Origin of the sequence: Flagellimonas sp. (assembly GCF_965222555.1) — a bacterium.
Taxonomy (GTDB): domain Bacteria; phylum Bacteroidota; class Bacteroidia; order Flavobacteriales; family Flavobacteriaceae; genus Flagellimonas.
In genome coordinates, this window is the sequence record NZ_CBDCUG010000004.1 from 627,861 (window position 1) to 643,874 (window position 16,014).

Below are 16,014 nucleotides of genomic sequence, written 5' to 3' on the forward strand. Positions count from 1 at the left end.
TTTTCCAATACCTTTACTAAAAGCAATATGATGGGCAAAATGATCAGAGTATTCTTAATTTTTGGTTTTATAGGTGCCATGGGCTTTGGCCAAAGCCCAATGACAGATTTTCTAAATTCCTTGAATCAAAAGCAGTTAAACCAAGCTGTGTTGCCATTTAACGACACTTCTCGAGAATCTTGGCATTTTTTCCCCGCATCAATGTTGGACAAAAAGGGTATTCAACTTGGAGAACTCAATCCATCCCAAAAAGATTTTTTCCATAACATGCTCAAAAGCCACCTCAGCCAATCAGGCTACCAAAAGACCCTGAAGATTATTGATCTGGAGAATGTACTTCTTGAACTGGAAGGAAATGCAAACATGAGAGATGCTGAAAAGTACTATATCGCCTTCTACGGAAACCCTAAAAGCGAACATGTTTGGGGCTGGTCCTTTGAAGGTCACCATCTATCATTAAATTTTACCGTGGTCGGTAACCACATTTCTTTCGCACCAAGGTTCATGGGTGCCGCCCCAGCAACCATCAAGCATGGAAAAAGAAAAGGTCAACGCGTATTGGTGCAGGAACAGGATTTAGGGTTGGAGTTGATAAACTTGCTAACTCCAGATCAAAGACCCAGTGCAGTTTTTCGGCAAGTCGCTTTTAGGGAGATCGTCACTTTTGTTGAATCCACGGTAAAACCATTGGAAGCTGTTGGTATAAATGCAAAAGACCTTGACGTACAACAGCAAAAATTACTTTGGAAGCTGATTTATGAATACATTTCGGCCATGCCTGAGGATTTAGCAAAAAAACGAATGGAAAATGTAAAGAAAGAGCAACCTTCCAATATCCATTTTGGTTGGGCGGGTGCTACTTCTTCCGGTAAACCCCACTATTATCGTATTCAAGGTAAAACGTTCTTAATAGAGTTTGACAATACCCAGAGTAATGCCAACCATATCCATTCTGTTTGGCGTGATTTTGATGGCGATTTTGGAAGAGATCTAATCCGGGAGCACTACCAAAAATCCAATCACAATTAGTTAACACACTGAAAGTAAAAGCCTACAAATCAGTGTATTTCGTCGAAAATTTTCATAATTGAGCTTCTAAATAATGTGATGTTCGCATATTTGGGAAACACTAAACATTAATATCAGGGTTCTACAATCCCTTAAAAAAGCCTCAACTATGAAAATTAAATTCTTTTTTGGCCTTATTCTGGCCATGGCACTTACATTTTTAAACTGTTCCGAAGACAATAACTCAGATTCCAATTCAAAAACAGGTAAACTTACCCTTCAACTCACCGATGCTCCTTTTCCATTTGATATGGTAGCGGAAGCAAATGTTACCATATTTAAAGTGGAAGCAAGAAAAGTTGATGATGAAATGGATGAAAATGCTGAGGATGATTCTTCCGAAGACGATATGGATTCTGATGACAATTCTCCTTTCATCGTTCTAATGGAGGAAGAAATGGATGTGAATCTTTTGGAGCTTACAAATGGTGTAACGGAGCAATTGGCTGATCTTGAGGTTCCAGTTGGCACCTATGACCTCATTAGAGTATATGTAAAGGGTGTCAATGTTGTTTTGACAGATGGGCGCACTTTTGATTTAAAAGTACCCAGTGGTGAACAAACGGGTATTAAAGTTTTTATCAAACCAGGTATTACCGTAGCTGGGGGATTATCCGCGGACCTTCTGTTGGATTTTGATGTAAGCCGTTCTTTTGTTGCTAAGGGCAATACCAACACGGTTGATGGTATTCATGGGTTTAATTTTAAGCCGGTAATTAAAGTAAGTAATCTTTCCACTGCAGGAAGTTTAACCGGAAACGTAAGTACATTGGAAGATGAAATGCAGGTGGCCTTGGAAGGGGCACAAATTTCGGTATTGGCTGCCGATACCTTGAATACTTCTGGATTTAGCGATGCCGATGGCAATTATACCATCATGGGACTGGAAGCAGGCACCTATAATGTTTTTGCTGAATTGGATGGATATGTAAAAAGCGACACCTTAGAGGTTCAAATCACTGCTGCCAATAAAACGGTTCAGGACTTTCAACTTGAAAAAGAAGTGGTGGAATAGAAAATCTAAGGCAGTACTTTAAAAAAATAAGCGGGATTGCATTCCCGCTTTTTCTTTTTGTACAATTTCCATTGAAAAGCCCATTGACAATCCCAAAACTGTTTATCTTTAAACAAAAAGATGAAAGCTAAATTATCCCTCATATTTATGCTCTGTTGTCTTCTGACATTTTCCCAAAGACCCAGTGCCTTGGAAAATGGTAAATTCTTTGAAAAAGATGGAGCCAAAATGCTTTATGGTGGAGAAAAGGGAGCCCAACATTTTGTAATAAACAATCTTGATCTGGAGCCCGCACAGTTTCATTATGGCATTGGTCGCGAGCGGTTCCCTGCACTTTTAGAACCTGAATTTCAATCCGTACAAGAAGCAGATGAAAACTGGACACCTGAAAGTCGTTTCCTATTGGCAAAAAAGGGAGGCGATATCAAAGTTTATTCCGTAGCTGATTTAACCCGACACGAAGTGGTCAACGATATGTTGGATGGTGAACCTATCTTTGCGGCCTATTGCATTTTGGCCGATTTAGGAGCAGTTTACAAAAGAACATATGCCGATAAGGTTTTTACTTTCGCTGTGAGCGGCTATACGTATTTTGATTCCAAAGTTTGGGATGGACTGGATGGTTTTATTTTATGGGACAGGGAAACGGAAAGCTTATGGTGGCCATTGATAGATAAAGCAGTGTCCGGATCGCTTAAAAATGTGAAGCTCCAAAAACTGGAAGGTGCCTATTGGGAAGATACTACTTGGGGATACATAAAAGAGAATTATCCAAATGCACAAGTCATGAAATCAGGTTTGGACTACGAACGTCCCAATACATGGAAAAGATACGGTGACGTGTCTGATATTGTAAAAAAATATAGCAACTGAATCTTTTTAGGATTGTATATACCTCAGAATTACCGGAACGAAAATATTGACGAAGTAAAAGCCTTTATCAAAGAAAACAGCTTTGGTATTTTGGTCAATCAGGTTGATGGAAAACCATGGGCCACCCATATTCCCCTGGAACTGGAATCTGACCCTCAGGGAAGGGATATTCTTGAAGGGCATATTTCCAAAGCCAATCCACAGTGGAAGACTTTTGAAGAAGCAAATGAAGTTTTATGCATTTTTAATGGTCCCCACGCTTATATTTCTTCTTCTTGGTACCAAGAAGAAGAGGTGCCCACCTGGGATTACATTGCCGTACATGTTTATGGTAAATTAATGGTTTTGGATGATGAAGAAACCATGACATCCTTGCACAGGTTAGTGGACAAATACGAAGAAGGTTCCAAAAACCCGGTATCGCTGCATGATATGTCGCCAAAAACATTGCGACAAGTAAAAGGCATCGTTGGGTTTAAAATTGAGATTACTGATATTCAAGCTGCCTACAAACTTTCACAGACCCGACCACAGGACCATCCCAAAATTGTTTCTGAACTTTTACAATGTCCAGGTGACCATAGCAAAGCTATAGCCCAACATATCGAATCTCAAGAATAGTTATTCGTTATCCTGAAATTTGGTGTCCGCCCACCCAGAATAGCGTGGGTTATCCACGTGCATAATCCAGATTTCATCTTTGTACGCTCCCTTCATTTGTGAACGGTAAGCTGCATAAGCATCTTCATTTTGTTGATACTTTGCCAAGTACACATAATTTAGGCCATTATCAGGGTTCTTAAAATAATCGGCTTTTAGTCCTTTTTTCTTCAAATCTGCCATGAAGCTCTTAAGGTAGCGCTCATTTTTAAACACGTTGGCCACAATGTAATGCCCCTTGCCTACTCCATCCAGGTTAATGAACTTTTCAATGGGCTTATAAGCTCCTCCTGTAAATGCACCTTTCTTGGTTGTTTCTTTTGGCTGTTGTTTTGCATTTGTGTTATCAGCCAAAGCGGTGACCTCCAAAGCTTCGGCCACTGAATCCAAATCAGAGTTTTTTGCCAAGTACAGTTTTTGCGCATTCTCTTCAATATCTGGTCTTTTATTATCGGTTTGACGCTTGACCAAACGCATTACCATTTCAAAACGTTTTTCCAAATCGCGCTGTCTATTTTGCTCCAAGGAATCCATCTTAAAGATCAACTCGTTGATTACGGCATAATTATCATCCTGTTGCTCTTTCAGTAGCTTGACTTGTTCTTCCCAAAAAGCAAGATCTTCCTTGTTTGTTGGGCGCAACATTGTTTCCGTATCAAGTTTGCTCTTTTTCTTCTTTTTATGGTCTTTAATATCGGCTACAAAGGTCCCTTCAATTGGTTTTTGGGTGGAACCGTCTTCATTTGATGCCAATGTATTTCTGGAGAGAGTAGGAACAAATGAGAAAGCTATGGAAATTTCATGGGTAACCCCTAAGTCAACAAAATTTCTGTTGAGGTTTTTCTCAAAGTTATATCCAAAGGACAGCCTTCTATTCAAATTGAAGCCTGTACCGGCAGAAGCTCCATAAAATTGATCATAGCCTCCTTGGATCCATCCAAGTTTTGGCAAATCTAGAATTAATCCTCCTCCAAAGATAGGATCCTGAGCACCTTCAAATCGGGCTCGTGCCAAAGGCAGCAAGCGCCCATCTTCAAAAATTCCTGCTCCATTTTTAAACTCATGGGCAAACTGAATATGTCCAGAAAAAGTCTTTTGGTTAAAATCCGTCAATGACTTTCCAGATTTCATATTGTAGTCCACTAAGTTTTGGGCAAATACACCAAAATCAAACTTACCTAGAGACAAGTTTAATCCCGGTTGAAAAGATATAATTGAATTTTGCGTAGCATCATTCAACAGTGGGTCATCTTCCAAAGTTACCGCTCTATCAGGATCAAAACTGCTCACATAATACGGGATGTTCACTCCAAAACTAAGATTGCTCTTTGCTCCCAATTGAATTCCATGGGAGTAGTTTGCCATAACCCCAAGATTGGAAATTACGCCTTCCTGTTGATTATACAGACTTAATCCCAAGCCAATACGCTCGTTAACACGACCGCTATAGCTCAAAAAATAATTTTGATTATTGTCAGTTAAATTGGAACCTTGACTTCTATGGAAAAGGTTCACATAAGATTTATCCTCCCGAACCGCAGAGAAAGTTGGATTAATCAAAAAACGATTAAACTTCAATAAATTCTGAAAAGGCACATCATAACTTACATAGGGATTGCTTTCCTGAGCAATAATTTCACTGCCCAACAAAAGTGGAACGACAAGAAAAAGTGCCAGTTTATGGTATTGAGGAACAATATGTTTGTAAAACAGGGGTATTTTTACGTCCATAGCCAAATGATGTTAGTAGGTTAATAGACCCGAGGGAAACAGGTATGTATTTTTTGTTTGGTCTCATTGCAAGATTTGGGATACTTGTAAGAGTTTTATTATTAACTATAATGTAATTATAACCTTTTTGTCGACAAAAAACCAATTTAATCGTTGAACTACATGGTTATTTGATGACATGCGTTCATATGTAACGGTAATCTTTCCATTTTCTTATACAATTGATTTTGAGGTGTTTCCAATTGTCTGCCTTTCCTTTGTAATTTCACATTATTTTTATGGCTCTTTATCTTGTTCTTTACAACTATGAATGAATCCATACAAATAGTTCCTTGTACCGAGAAATACTTTGAAGCCTTCCGCATATTGAATGAGGAATGGATTGTCAAATATTTTAAGATCGAGGAGATGGACAGAATTTCCTTGAACAATCCAAAGGAATACATTTTGGATAAGGGAGGGTATATAGCTGTTGCTCTGCTTGATGGGCAAGCTGTTGGTGTCTGCGCTTTGATTAAAAGTAATCATTTGGGTTTTGATTTTGAGCTTGCCAAAATGGGGGTGTCACCTGTTGTACAAGGCAAGGGCATTGGAAAGCTCTTGGGGCAACATATCATTGAAAAGGCTAAATCATTTGGTGCACAAAGACTGTATTTAGAAAGCAATAGAGTTTTAGGTCCTGCTATCAATTTATACAAAAAACTAGGTTTTAAAGAAATCAAGGGAGCCTCCTCTCCCTATGAACGAAGTGATATTCAAATGGAATTGGATTTGACAGATTCTTAAGGAATACCTTGCTTTTATATCACAAAAATTCCAATAATTCCCTACCAAAACCATACTTCTACCCTCCTGTTTTAGGATTTCCATATCTCATTAAAAATGAGTATATTATAGAATTCATTTCAAAAATTCTATGTCATGGGAACAGTAAAGAGTTTGAACAAATGGGCCAATGCCCATACGTATTATCCTTTGGATTTGGTCCGTATTGCCCTTGGAGTTTTTCTTTTTTACAAGGGAGTGGAATTTATGACCAACCATGAACAAATGGCTGCCATGGTAAGGCCTTTTCAAGAAATGCCCGGAGGGATGATTTTACTGCACTACATTGCTCCTGCCCATTTTGTTGGTGGTTTTTTAATTGTATTTGGTCTATTAACTCGGTGGGCTGCGGCGGCCCAATTGCCGATATTAATAGGAGCGGTATTGACCAACTTTTTAGGTGAAATGAATTCCACAAACCTTATTTTGGCAACAATTACCTTATTGGCCTGCATCTTTTTCTTTGTCTACGGGTCTGGGAAGCACTCAGCTGATTATTATTTAAAAATGCAACAGTAGATTAAATAGACGTCGGAATTATAAGTTATCCAACTGATTGCTTTTACCATCTGTGCTGATTGTCCAAAAGAAACCAACAAAGAAAAAACTATCGGCCGGAGGGGTTATGGCTCTTCTATTGTATACTCCGCTTCCTTTTGGAGTATTTGCATACTGATAGTCACTTACATTATTAAAGCTCAAGATGTTACTTACCGAAAAGTATAGAATTTTTTGTTGATCAATCAAATAGGCCCAATTGACACTAAGGTTATTGTAAGGTTTGGTTTTCTCTGCTAAAAATTCAGATGTATTGGGATTATCATAAGGCCTTCCCGATCCATAGGAATAGGAAAGTCCTACCTGCGAACGTAGTTTATCCACCCAATACTTGGTCACCAACGAGAAATTGTGCTTAGGAGCAAAATTGGGTGTGGCTCTTTCCCTGAAATTCTGATAGTCGCGTTCTGTATCCAAATACGAATAAGAAATCCAATAATCCAGGTTGTCAATAGTCTTGTTATCTCTCCAGAAAACATCAACACCCGCGGCATACCCACTCCCTAGATTAGTGAAATTGGAATTAAACTGTGGTTGCTCTGTATCATATTTTACCAGGTTGTCATAATCCTTGTAGTAGCCTTCCGCTCTAAAAGTCTTTCCATCACCAACATACTGGTAGTTTAAAATGTAATGAGAAGTTTTCTCCGATGAAAGTGGTTCACCAAATTTGGATACATCGGCCAACGGATTCTGATAGAAATCCCCATAGGCCAACGAAAATTGACCATTATCCCCTGGTTTATACGCTAAAGATATTCTTGGTGAAACGGTAACATCTTTTATCAAAGAACTGTGTTCTCCCCTAACCCCAAGTTTCATTGCAAATTGATTGCTCAAGAAAATATCCGTTTCCATGAAACCTGCCCATAGTTGATCATCAAAATTGCTGTCAAAAGTGAAACCATCATTTGCTGTATAAGTCTCTTTGTAGTTAGTATTAAACAGTTCCGAACCAAAGGTTAAATTGAATCTATTGCTAAAACTCTTTTTCAACTTTAGCTTAATGTGCGAAGCGGTCTCTTTATTTTCAACTTTGTCATCCATCAAACCAATGTTGTTGGAATCCCAAGAAATAGCTGCTCCAGATGTCAGACTCCAATCGTTTTCAAAAAAGTATTTGTAAGATGAATTAAAATAGAGGTTGTTGTTCTTTAATTTAAATCTGATATAATCATCAAAATTGATATCTTCTTGATCTATATCCAAATTGGCATGATTGAATCCGGTATATAGCTTGAACATACTTTTTTCGCCTTTGTTTCTGAATACTGCCTCCCCTGCAATGGATTCATAGGGGCTGTTCCAACGAACACCCTGATTGGAGGGAATCAATGCTTCATAAGGAGAAAGGTTGATATAGGAAGTGTTTATGCTCAGCGATTGATCTCCCCAAATCTTTGTATGGCCCAATCCTCCTCCTACTGACATCACGGAAATATCAGTTTTCTCCTGATCAGGGACATCTGTGGTATTCAATAGCAAGACACTTGATAAGGCTTGACCATATTCTGCCGAATAACCTCCGGTACTAAAAGTAATTCCTTTAAACAGAAATGGTGAAAATCGTCCGCGTGTGGGCATATTATTTGCCGTTGCGTTAAAAGGCTGAAAGACTCTAAGGCCATCAATAAACACCTGTGTCTCTTCTGCAGACCCACCCCGGACAAAAAGCCTACCATCTTCGTTGACTGTTGTTGTGCCCGGCAGGGTTTGCAAAGCCGCGACAAAATCACCGGCTGCCCCAGCCGTAGTCACTATGTCCAAAGGCTTTAATACCGAGACCTTAGAGTTATCACCGGCTTCAAAAGTACCCGCCGTCAAAGTAACTCCTGTCAAAGAATTAATGGATTCCACCAGTTTTATTTGGAGGTTTTTGAAATATGAAACATCCCCTACTTCGTAGTGTGTGTCAAAGGACAACATAGATACTATCAAGGTTTGGGTACCTTTTTCTGTCGTCTCAAAACTGAATTGACCGTTCTCCGTTGAAGAAGCCCCATCATAGGTACCTTCCAAATACACGTTTGCACCAACTATTGGATTATTTTTTACATCTGTGACCGTACCCGATATTGTAGTTTGGCAAAAAAGTACCCCGGCATTTAATAATGTAAAAAATAGTAGCATCTGGTTTTTCATAACTGTTCGTTGTTTGATGTCGCAAAAATGCTCCATGAGTTTTGCGCATACCAATCAGAAACACCCAACTGTAGAATTTTAATGATGAACGGGAAAAGGAGCACAAGGGACAAGAACCTCCATTTGGGAAATCTGGCACCCCATTTTGTGCTTTACACTTTAAGCCTTACATTTAAGTAACTGTTAGTCAACCACTTTAAACCAACATTATAAAAACCTCAATCCACATAATTCTCTTTATGTGCTTTTCCGTTATTTCGGTAAAGGCGCAAAACGCAATTATTGACAGTTTACAGGAAATCTATCCAAATGCCCAAACCGATTCGGCCAGAGTAAAAATTCTAAAAGATATCTCTTGGCAGTATCTCAACCATAGAAGCAATGCCGAACTAGCTAAAAAACACATTGATAGTTTTTATTCCATCAGTGAGAATGCAAAAATTCCTTGGGGCGTATCGCTTGCCAACTATCAATACGCAGTGCTGGAAAGACAAAAAGGCAACTATACAGAGGCGTTGGGTTTTATAGACAAGTATCTGGATTTTTATAAAACCAAACAGGAACCTTTTTCCATGGCAAATGGTTTGTATCAAAAAGCCGTTATTCATGATGATATGGGGGATTTTGACAAAAGTCTGGAAATCTATTATTCCATCTTAAAAATTTATGAGGAATTGGACGATCCATTCAGTATTGCCACCACCTTGAATGCGATGGGTGAAATCCTAAAAAACACGGGCAAAAAATTGGACGCCATGGATTCTTATACTCGCGCGCTCAACCTCTTTACAACAATTGGCGATAAAACCGAAATGGCAAATTGTCTATTCAACATTGGGGACACCTATATGCAAATGGAACAATATGACCGGGCTTTGGAATATTTGAACAGGGCTTTGGAACTTGATCAAGAAACCCAAAGTGATTGGGGTATGGCTTATGACTATGAAGCACTTGGCAAAGTATATGGTTTTCAAGAAAAGTTCACTGATGCACTGGAATACCATAATCAAGCCCTTGTTTTACGTGAAAAACTTGGTCTACAACGTGAACTGGCCATGAGTCATTCCCAAATCGGGGTTATCAACCTTAAGTTGAAACGATATTCAAGCGCTGAAACAAGTTTGAACAATGCCATTGAAATAGCCGAAGAAATTGGAGCCAAGGCCGTGCTAAAGGAAAATTATGACGTACTCTCCAAACTTTATGAAGAAACGAATGATTATAAAAAATCACTGGCCTTTAAAAATAAGTTTATTGCCGTAAAGGATAGTCTTTTCACTGAGTCCAAGTCCAAACAGGTCGAGGAACTTCAGGTGAGATTTGAAACCGAAAAAAAGCAAAATGCCATTGCCGCTCTTGAAAAAGATGCTGAAATTACCGGGCTTAGACTTGAGCGACAAACTACGTTAAGGAACATTATCATTGGAGCTGCTCTCGTTATCCTACTATTTGTCTATTTCGCCTTTAACAGATACAAACATAACCAACGGGTAAGACAAGCTGACGAAGAAAAGAAAAGGTTAATCATTGAGGAGCGAAAACGAACGGAGATTGAAAAACAACGTGTATTGGAGCTTCAAAAAATAGACAAACTCAAAGATGAATTCTTAGCAAACACCTCCCACGAATTGCGGACTCCATTGGTTGGTATTATTGGTTTAACAGAATCACTTAAAGATGGGATAGCGGGAAAACTTCCCAAGGCCGCCATGGAGAACCTGGATATGATAGCCAACAGTGGCAAGCGCCTTTCACACTTGGTAAACGATATTCTTGATTTTTCAAAATTGAAGAATAAAGATATTGAGTTGGCCATGCGCCCTGTAGACATCCATGCATTGTCTACCATCGTGCTTCGGTTGTCCCATCCTTTGGTGCAGGACAAAAAATTGAAGCTCATCAACTCAATTCCCAAAGATGCGCCCTTAGTAGATGCTGATGAAAATAGGTTGCAGCAAATCATGCATAACTTGGTTGGCAATGCGATAAAATTTACCCAAAAGGGCTATGTTACCCTACTTTCCGAAGTCAAAAATGATATGCTCAGCATCTCCATAACGGATACTGGCATTGGCATTCCATCGAACAAATTGAAAACCATCTTTAACTCTTTTGAGCAGGCTGATGGATCTACACAGCGAGAATACGGAGGCACAGGTTTGGGACTTTCCGTGACCAAACAACTGATCGAGTTACATGGTGGTATCATAGAGGTCTCCTCCGAGGAAGGTAGAGGTTCTATTTTCACTTTTACATTGCCCTTGAGCACAACGGATCGCAAAGATTATAAATCTAACGGGCTTAGCTCAACAGATTTTGTTCAGTCCATTTCAACACATCAAGGAAAGTTACCTCTACCTGGAGCAAAAAAGACATTGGGTCATGAAGTTCCCAAGATCTTGATTGTTGATGATGAACCTGTGAATAGAAGAGTGCTTGAAAATCATTTGACCATTGCAGGCTACGAAATCACCGAAGTTAGCTCGGGCAAGGAAGCCTTGGAGGAATTGAACGATGGCCATTCATACAATCTTGTCCTTCTGGATGTTATGATGCCCGGAATTTCCGGTTATGAAGTCTGTGAAAAAATAAGGGAACGATATATTGCAAGTGACCTTCCTATAATTCTGTTGACGGCAAAAAATACCATTAACGAGCTCGTAGTTGGATTCAATGCGGGGGCCAACGATTATTTAACCAAACCCATTTCAAAAAATGAGCTGCTTAGTAGGATCAAAACACATATCAACCTAAATACCATTCACAGGGCCACTTCCAGATTTGTCCCCTCGGAATTTGTGCAATCAGTGGGAAAACAATCCATTACAGATGTAAAGCTCGGGGACCATATAGAGAAGAACGTCACTGTTTTGTTTTCTGATATTCGGGATTACACAACCCTTGCTGAAAGCATGACCCCTGAACAAAATTTTAAATTCGTTAATGCCTACGTAGGGCGAATGGGGCCCATAATAAAGGAAAATGATGGTTTTGTAAACCAGTATTTGGGAGATGGTATCATGGCCTTATTTCCGCACAAACCTGAAGGTGCATTGGATGCGGCCATCGAAATGCAAAGAACGCTTGCCCTTTATAATAAAAGACGTGTCAAGGAAAAAGGTTACGCTCCCATCTCTGTTGGAATGGGGTTACATACCGGGCAATTGATTATGGGCATTATTGGAGATGCACAGAGAAATGACCCTGCGGTAATAGCAGATACCGTCAACAGTGCTTCACGGGTAGAAGGTGTGACCAAACATTTTGGTGCCAATATTATTGTTAGCGAAGATACCTTAACCGCCATGGCAGATAGCAGCGGGTTCAATTTTAGATATTTAGGAAAAGTCAAGGTAAAAGGAAAACAAAAAGCCATAGGCATATATGAATGCATAGATGGTGATAGCGTGGAGAGCATAAGCCTAAAATTGGAAGCAAAAACCGACTATGAACATGGGGTAAAGCTATTTTTTAAGCAAAACTTTGCCGATGCACTAGCCGTGTTTGAAAAGATTCTGGTGAAAAATACGAAAGATACCGTAACGCAATATTTTGTTTCCAAAACAAAAAAGTACATGTCAGAAGGGACTCCCGAAAACTGGCAGTCCATGACTGTAATGCATGAAAAATAATTAAGTTGTTTTTTCAAAGACCTCTTCACGGAGAATTGATCTGTTCATTGATTCTTGCAACTTATAGTTGGCAAACCTTTGGTCAATATAGGCCTGTGCTTTTCCGATAATCGCCTCAAAGGTTTCCATATCCTCCTCGAAAAGAACTTCAAATCGTTTTTCTATCCTAAAATACTCATCAATGGGAAGGGTAGGAGTTTCAGAATCCAATTGCAGAGGATTTAAACCCAGTTCTTTCCTTAACGGGTTATTCCTATAAAGTAACCATTGCCCAGATGCTACCGCGGCTTTATGATACTGTGATGGACTTTTCATATCAATTCCATGCGCCGGGCTATGACAATACGCTATGATTAACGATGGACCATCATGTTTTTCGGCTTCAATAAATGCTTTCAGTGTCTGTTCTTGATTCGCTCCAATGGCTACGGATGCCACATAAACATCATCATAGTTCATGGCCAAAAGCCCTAAATCCTTCTTTTGTTTTTGTTTTCCTTTGGCTGCAAACTTTGCAGAGGCACCAAAAGGGGTGGCTTTTGACATTTGTCCTCCAGTATTGGAGTATACCTCATTATCCAGTACTAAAATGTTCACGTTTTTCCCAGAAGCCAATACATGGTCCAAGCCTCCATATCCAATGTCATAGGCCCAACCGTCTCCCCCAACAATCCAAACACTTTTTTTGACCAAGCTATCAATATTCTCCTTAAGAAATTTTACTTCTTCATGCAATATACCATTGAGTTGAACTTTCAATTGCTCAACTCGAATTCGCTGGTTTTCAATTTCGGCCTCAGTATTTTGTTTTGCATTCAAAACTTCTTCAACCAATCTTGAATCCAGATTAGTTTTCCATTTTTTAAGCATCTTTCGAATCTGGTTTTCCTGTTGATCTAGGGATAATCTGAATCCCAGGCCAAATTCAGCATTATCCTCAAACAATGAGTTAGACCAAGCTGGTCCCCTCCCCTTTTGATTCTTAGACCAAGGAGTAGTGGGTAAAGCACCACCAAAAATAGAGCTTGCACCAGTTGCATTGGCTACTACCATACGATCACCAAACAATTGTGACACCAATTTTAGATAAGGTGCTTCTCCGCAACCATCTACCCCCATGGCATATTTAAAAAGTGGTTCCTGTAACTGTTGTTGACTTATTTTGGTAGTATCAATTTTAGTTCTGTCAAACTCTGGAATGGTTTTGAAATATTCCCAGTTCTCTTTTTCTTTTTTGACATCCAATTTGTCTTTGGCCATAATAAGTGCTTTAGCTGGGCAGGCATCCACACAGTTATTGCACGAAGTGCATTGGTCAGGGTTTACTTGAACGGTATAATTCAATAAATCAAACCCATCTATATTTTCAACAAATTCCACGGACTTGAAATGGCTGGGTGCTTGTGTCAAATAGTCCTCATCATATGCTTTTATACGAAGAGCTCCTTGTGGACACGCCATGCTACAAGCACCGCATTGTGTACATAGATCAGTATCCCAAATGGGGAGTTCTTGGTTTTCTTTCCTTTTGTTGAATATAGAAGTGTTGCTTTCAAAAGTTCCATCTTCAGGCAAAGCACTTACTGGAATCGCATTTCCTTTTTGGGCCAATAACTGTCCCAGCAAGGTTTTTGAAAAAGCATCATCTATTAGCATTTCTTCCTCAGCTGACAATGTTGAAGTATCAACCTTTTGAATAGATTTATTTATACGGGCAATGTTGGGATGATTCAAAAATTTATTGGTCAGTGACAAATGACTTGCTTGTAATATTGATATATAATACTCTTCAATATGTATAAGTTCAGGCAACTCGTTAAGATTGATCAGATACAATTCTATTTTTTTAGATTGCATGGTCGTTTGCTCTTCACAGGATAGCTTTTTCCATAGCTCCTTTGAATCAAGTTTGGACTGCACCAAAATTTTCCCACCCGGTTTTATGTTCTCCAACACTGAATCTTCTTTAAAAAAAGAAATCGATTCGCAAGCCACAAAATCCGCATTGGTAATTAAATATGGTGCTTTAATTGTTGATGAAGCGGTACGCAAATGGGCTATACTTCTTGAATTTGACTTCTTGTAGTCGCATTCAATATAACCTTGGACATACGTGTTGAAATCCTTTCCCAATAACTTCAAATAGTGATTAAACAGGTTGTTCGTTTGTTCAGTCTTTGTCCCATAAAACAATGCCTGTTGATAATCAGCCTCGATTTGAAATGTTCTATCACAAATTAGACTTAGATTAGTGATATCATCCTGAATTCCAACAGTGAAACCATTGTTAGGTGTTTCCAACTTCAAATTGTCCACAACTGCTTTCACCATTGTAGGAGTAAATTCCTTGGAACTCAATCCATAGCGACCACCCACAATTTTGGGAAGTCTTTTAAATTTATCCGCAGCCTGAACAAGGGATTGCGCCACATCTAAATAAAGAGGTTCTCCAGTTGCTCCGGGTTCTTTGGTCCTATCCAACACGGCTATGCTTTTACAGGTTGAAGGGATGCTGTTGATTAAATGCTCAGTGCTGAAAGGTCGAAATAATCGAACCTTAATCAACCCAATTCGTTCACCATTAGCGTTCAATTTTTTAATGGTTTCCTCTATAGTTTCCGTGGCAGAGGCCATGGCAACAATTACTTGTTCTGCATCTGGATGACCTACATAATCAAAAAGTCTATATTGTCTTCCTGTTAATTTATAAAACTTGTCCATTTGGGCCTGAACAATTTCCGGACAAGCATTATAATAAGAATTAGTGGCTTCCCTACTTTGAAAAAATACATCCGGCCCTTGAGAAGTTCCCCGGATGACAGGGTTGTTAGGGTTAAGAGCTCTGTTTCTGTGAGCACTTATCAGTTTTTTATCGACCATGGCTTTTATGGCGGAGTTGGGAATCATTTCAATTTTTGCTGATTCGTGAGAAGTTCTAAATCCATCAAAAAAATGGACAAATGGGATTCTGGAGGCAAGTGATGCGGTTTGTGAAATCAGAGCCATATCCATCGCTTCTTGAACCGAACACGATCCCAAAAATGCATATCCAGTGTTTCGTGCGGCCATGATATCACTATGATCCCCAAAAACGGACAAGGCATGGGTAGCAACAGATCTAGTAGCCACATGGATTACGTTTGGAGTTAGCTCACCAGCAATCTTGTACATATTGGGTATCATCAACAAAAGACCCTGTGAAGCCGTAAATGTAGTTGCCAATGAACCTATTTGTAGTGCGCCGTGCATAGCGCCGGCCACACCAGCCTCGCTTTGCATTTCAAAAACTGCAGGGACACCGCTAAAAATATTTTCTTGTTGTTCAGCACTCCACTCCTCAACCAGCTCAGACATTTCAGAAGCGGGAGTTATAGGATAAATGGCACAGACCTCATTGGTTCTATATGCAACATGGGCTGCTGCTTGATTACCATTTAATATGTAGTGCTGATTTTTCATTTTAAGGTGGTATGGAAAATTGGTGGGTAGAAGGAATAAGCCGCCCAT

At 39.4% G+C, this 16,014-nt stretch carries 10 protein-coding genes; 7 read left to right on the plus strand and 3 right to left on the minus strand.

From position 1 onward, the window contains the following. Positions 1-39: 39 nt before the first annotated feature. From ACOQO1_RS07315 to ACOQO1_RS07330, 4 genes are all read left to right on the plus strand, one after another. A complete protein-coding gene (locus tag ACOQO1_RS07315) occupies positions 40-1,029 on the plus strand; it encodes a DUF3500 domain-containing protein (protein WP_420602209.1) in 990 nt (329 codons plus the stop codon). A gap of 148 nt (positions 1,030-1,177) precedes the next feature. After that, a complete protein-coding gene (locus ACOQO1_RS07320; protein WP_420602210.1) occupies positions 1,178-2,083 on the plus strand; it encodes a DUF4382 domain-containing protein in 906 nt (301 codons plus the stop codon). A gap of 120 nt (positions 2,084-2,203) precedes the next feature. Next, positions 2,204-2,956, plus strand: a complete 753-nt coding sequence (locus ACOQO1_RS07325; RefSeq protein WP_420602211.1) for a DUF3179 domain-containing (seleno)protein — start codon at positions 2,204-2,206, stop codon at positions 2,954-2,956. Positions 2,957-2,968: 12 nt separating this feature from the next. Continuing rightward, positions 2,969-3,577 (plus strand): FMN-binding negative transcriptional regulator, encoded by a 609-nt coding sequence (locus ACOQO1_RS07330; protein WP_420602212.1) that lies wholly within the window; start codon positions 2,969-2,971, stop codon positions 3,575-3,577. Here ACOQO1_RS07330 and ACOQO1_RS07335 read toward each other — a convergent pair whose 3' ends face one another. Further along, positions 3,578-5,347 (minus strand): type IX secretion system membrane protein PorP/SprF, encoded by a 1,770-nt coding sequence (locus ACOQO1_RS07335; protein WP_420602213.1) that lies wholly within the window; start codon positions 5,345-5,347, stop codon positions 3,578-3,580. A gap of 306 nt (positions 5,348-5,653) precedes the next feature. Between ACOQO1_RS07335 and ACOQO1_RS07340 the strand changes: the two genes are divergently transcribed. Together ACOQO1_RS07340 and ACOQO1_RS07345 are read left to right on the plus strand one after the other, a co-directional pair. Next, complete coding sequence (locus tag ACOQO1_RS07340; RefSeq protein WP_420602214.1) at positions 5,654-6,133, plus strand: GNAT family N-acetyltransferase; 480 nt, start codon at positions 5,654-5,656, stop codon at positions 6,131-6,133. A gap of 135 nt (positions 6,134-6,268) precedes the next feature. Then, positions 6,269-6,691: a DoxX family protein gene (locus ACOQO1_RS07345; protein WP_420602215.1), complete on the plus strand. Its 423-nt coding sequence runs from the start codon at positions 6,269-6,271 to the stop codon at positions 6,689-6,691. 18 nt (positions 6,692-6,709) lie between these two features. Here ACOQO1_RS07345 and ACOQO1_RS07350 read toward each other — a convergent pair whose 3' ends face one another. Next, a complete protein-coding gene (locus tag ACOQO1_RS07350) occupies positions 6,710-8,872 on the minus strand; it encodes a TonB-dependent receptor (RefSeq protein WP_420602216.1) in 2,163 nt (720 codons plus the stop codon). A 239-nt stretch (positions 8,873-9,111) separates the two neighbouring features. On the opposite strand from ACOQO1_RS07350, the gene ACOQO1_RS07355 reads away from it, so the two are divergent. After that, a complete protein-coding gene (locus ACOQO1_RS07355) occupies positions 9,112-12,507 on the plus strand; it encodes a response regulator (RefSeq protein ID WP_420602217.1) in 3,396 nt (1,131 codons plus the stop codon). On the opposite strand, the gene ACOQO1_RS07360 is transcribed toward ACOQO1_RS07355, so the two are convergent. Then, complete coding sequence (locus ACOQO1_RS07360; RefSeq protein ID WP_420602218.1) at positions 12,508-15,966, minus strand: 4Fe-4S binding protein; 3,459 nt, start codon at positions 15,964-15,966, stop codon at positions 12,508-12,510. Between the last annotated feature and the right edge of the window lie 48 nt (positions 15,967-16,014).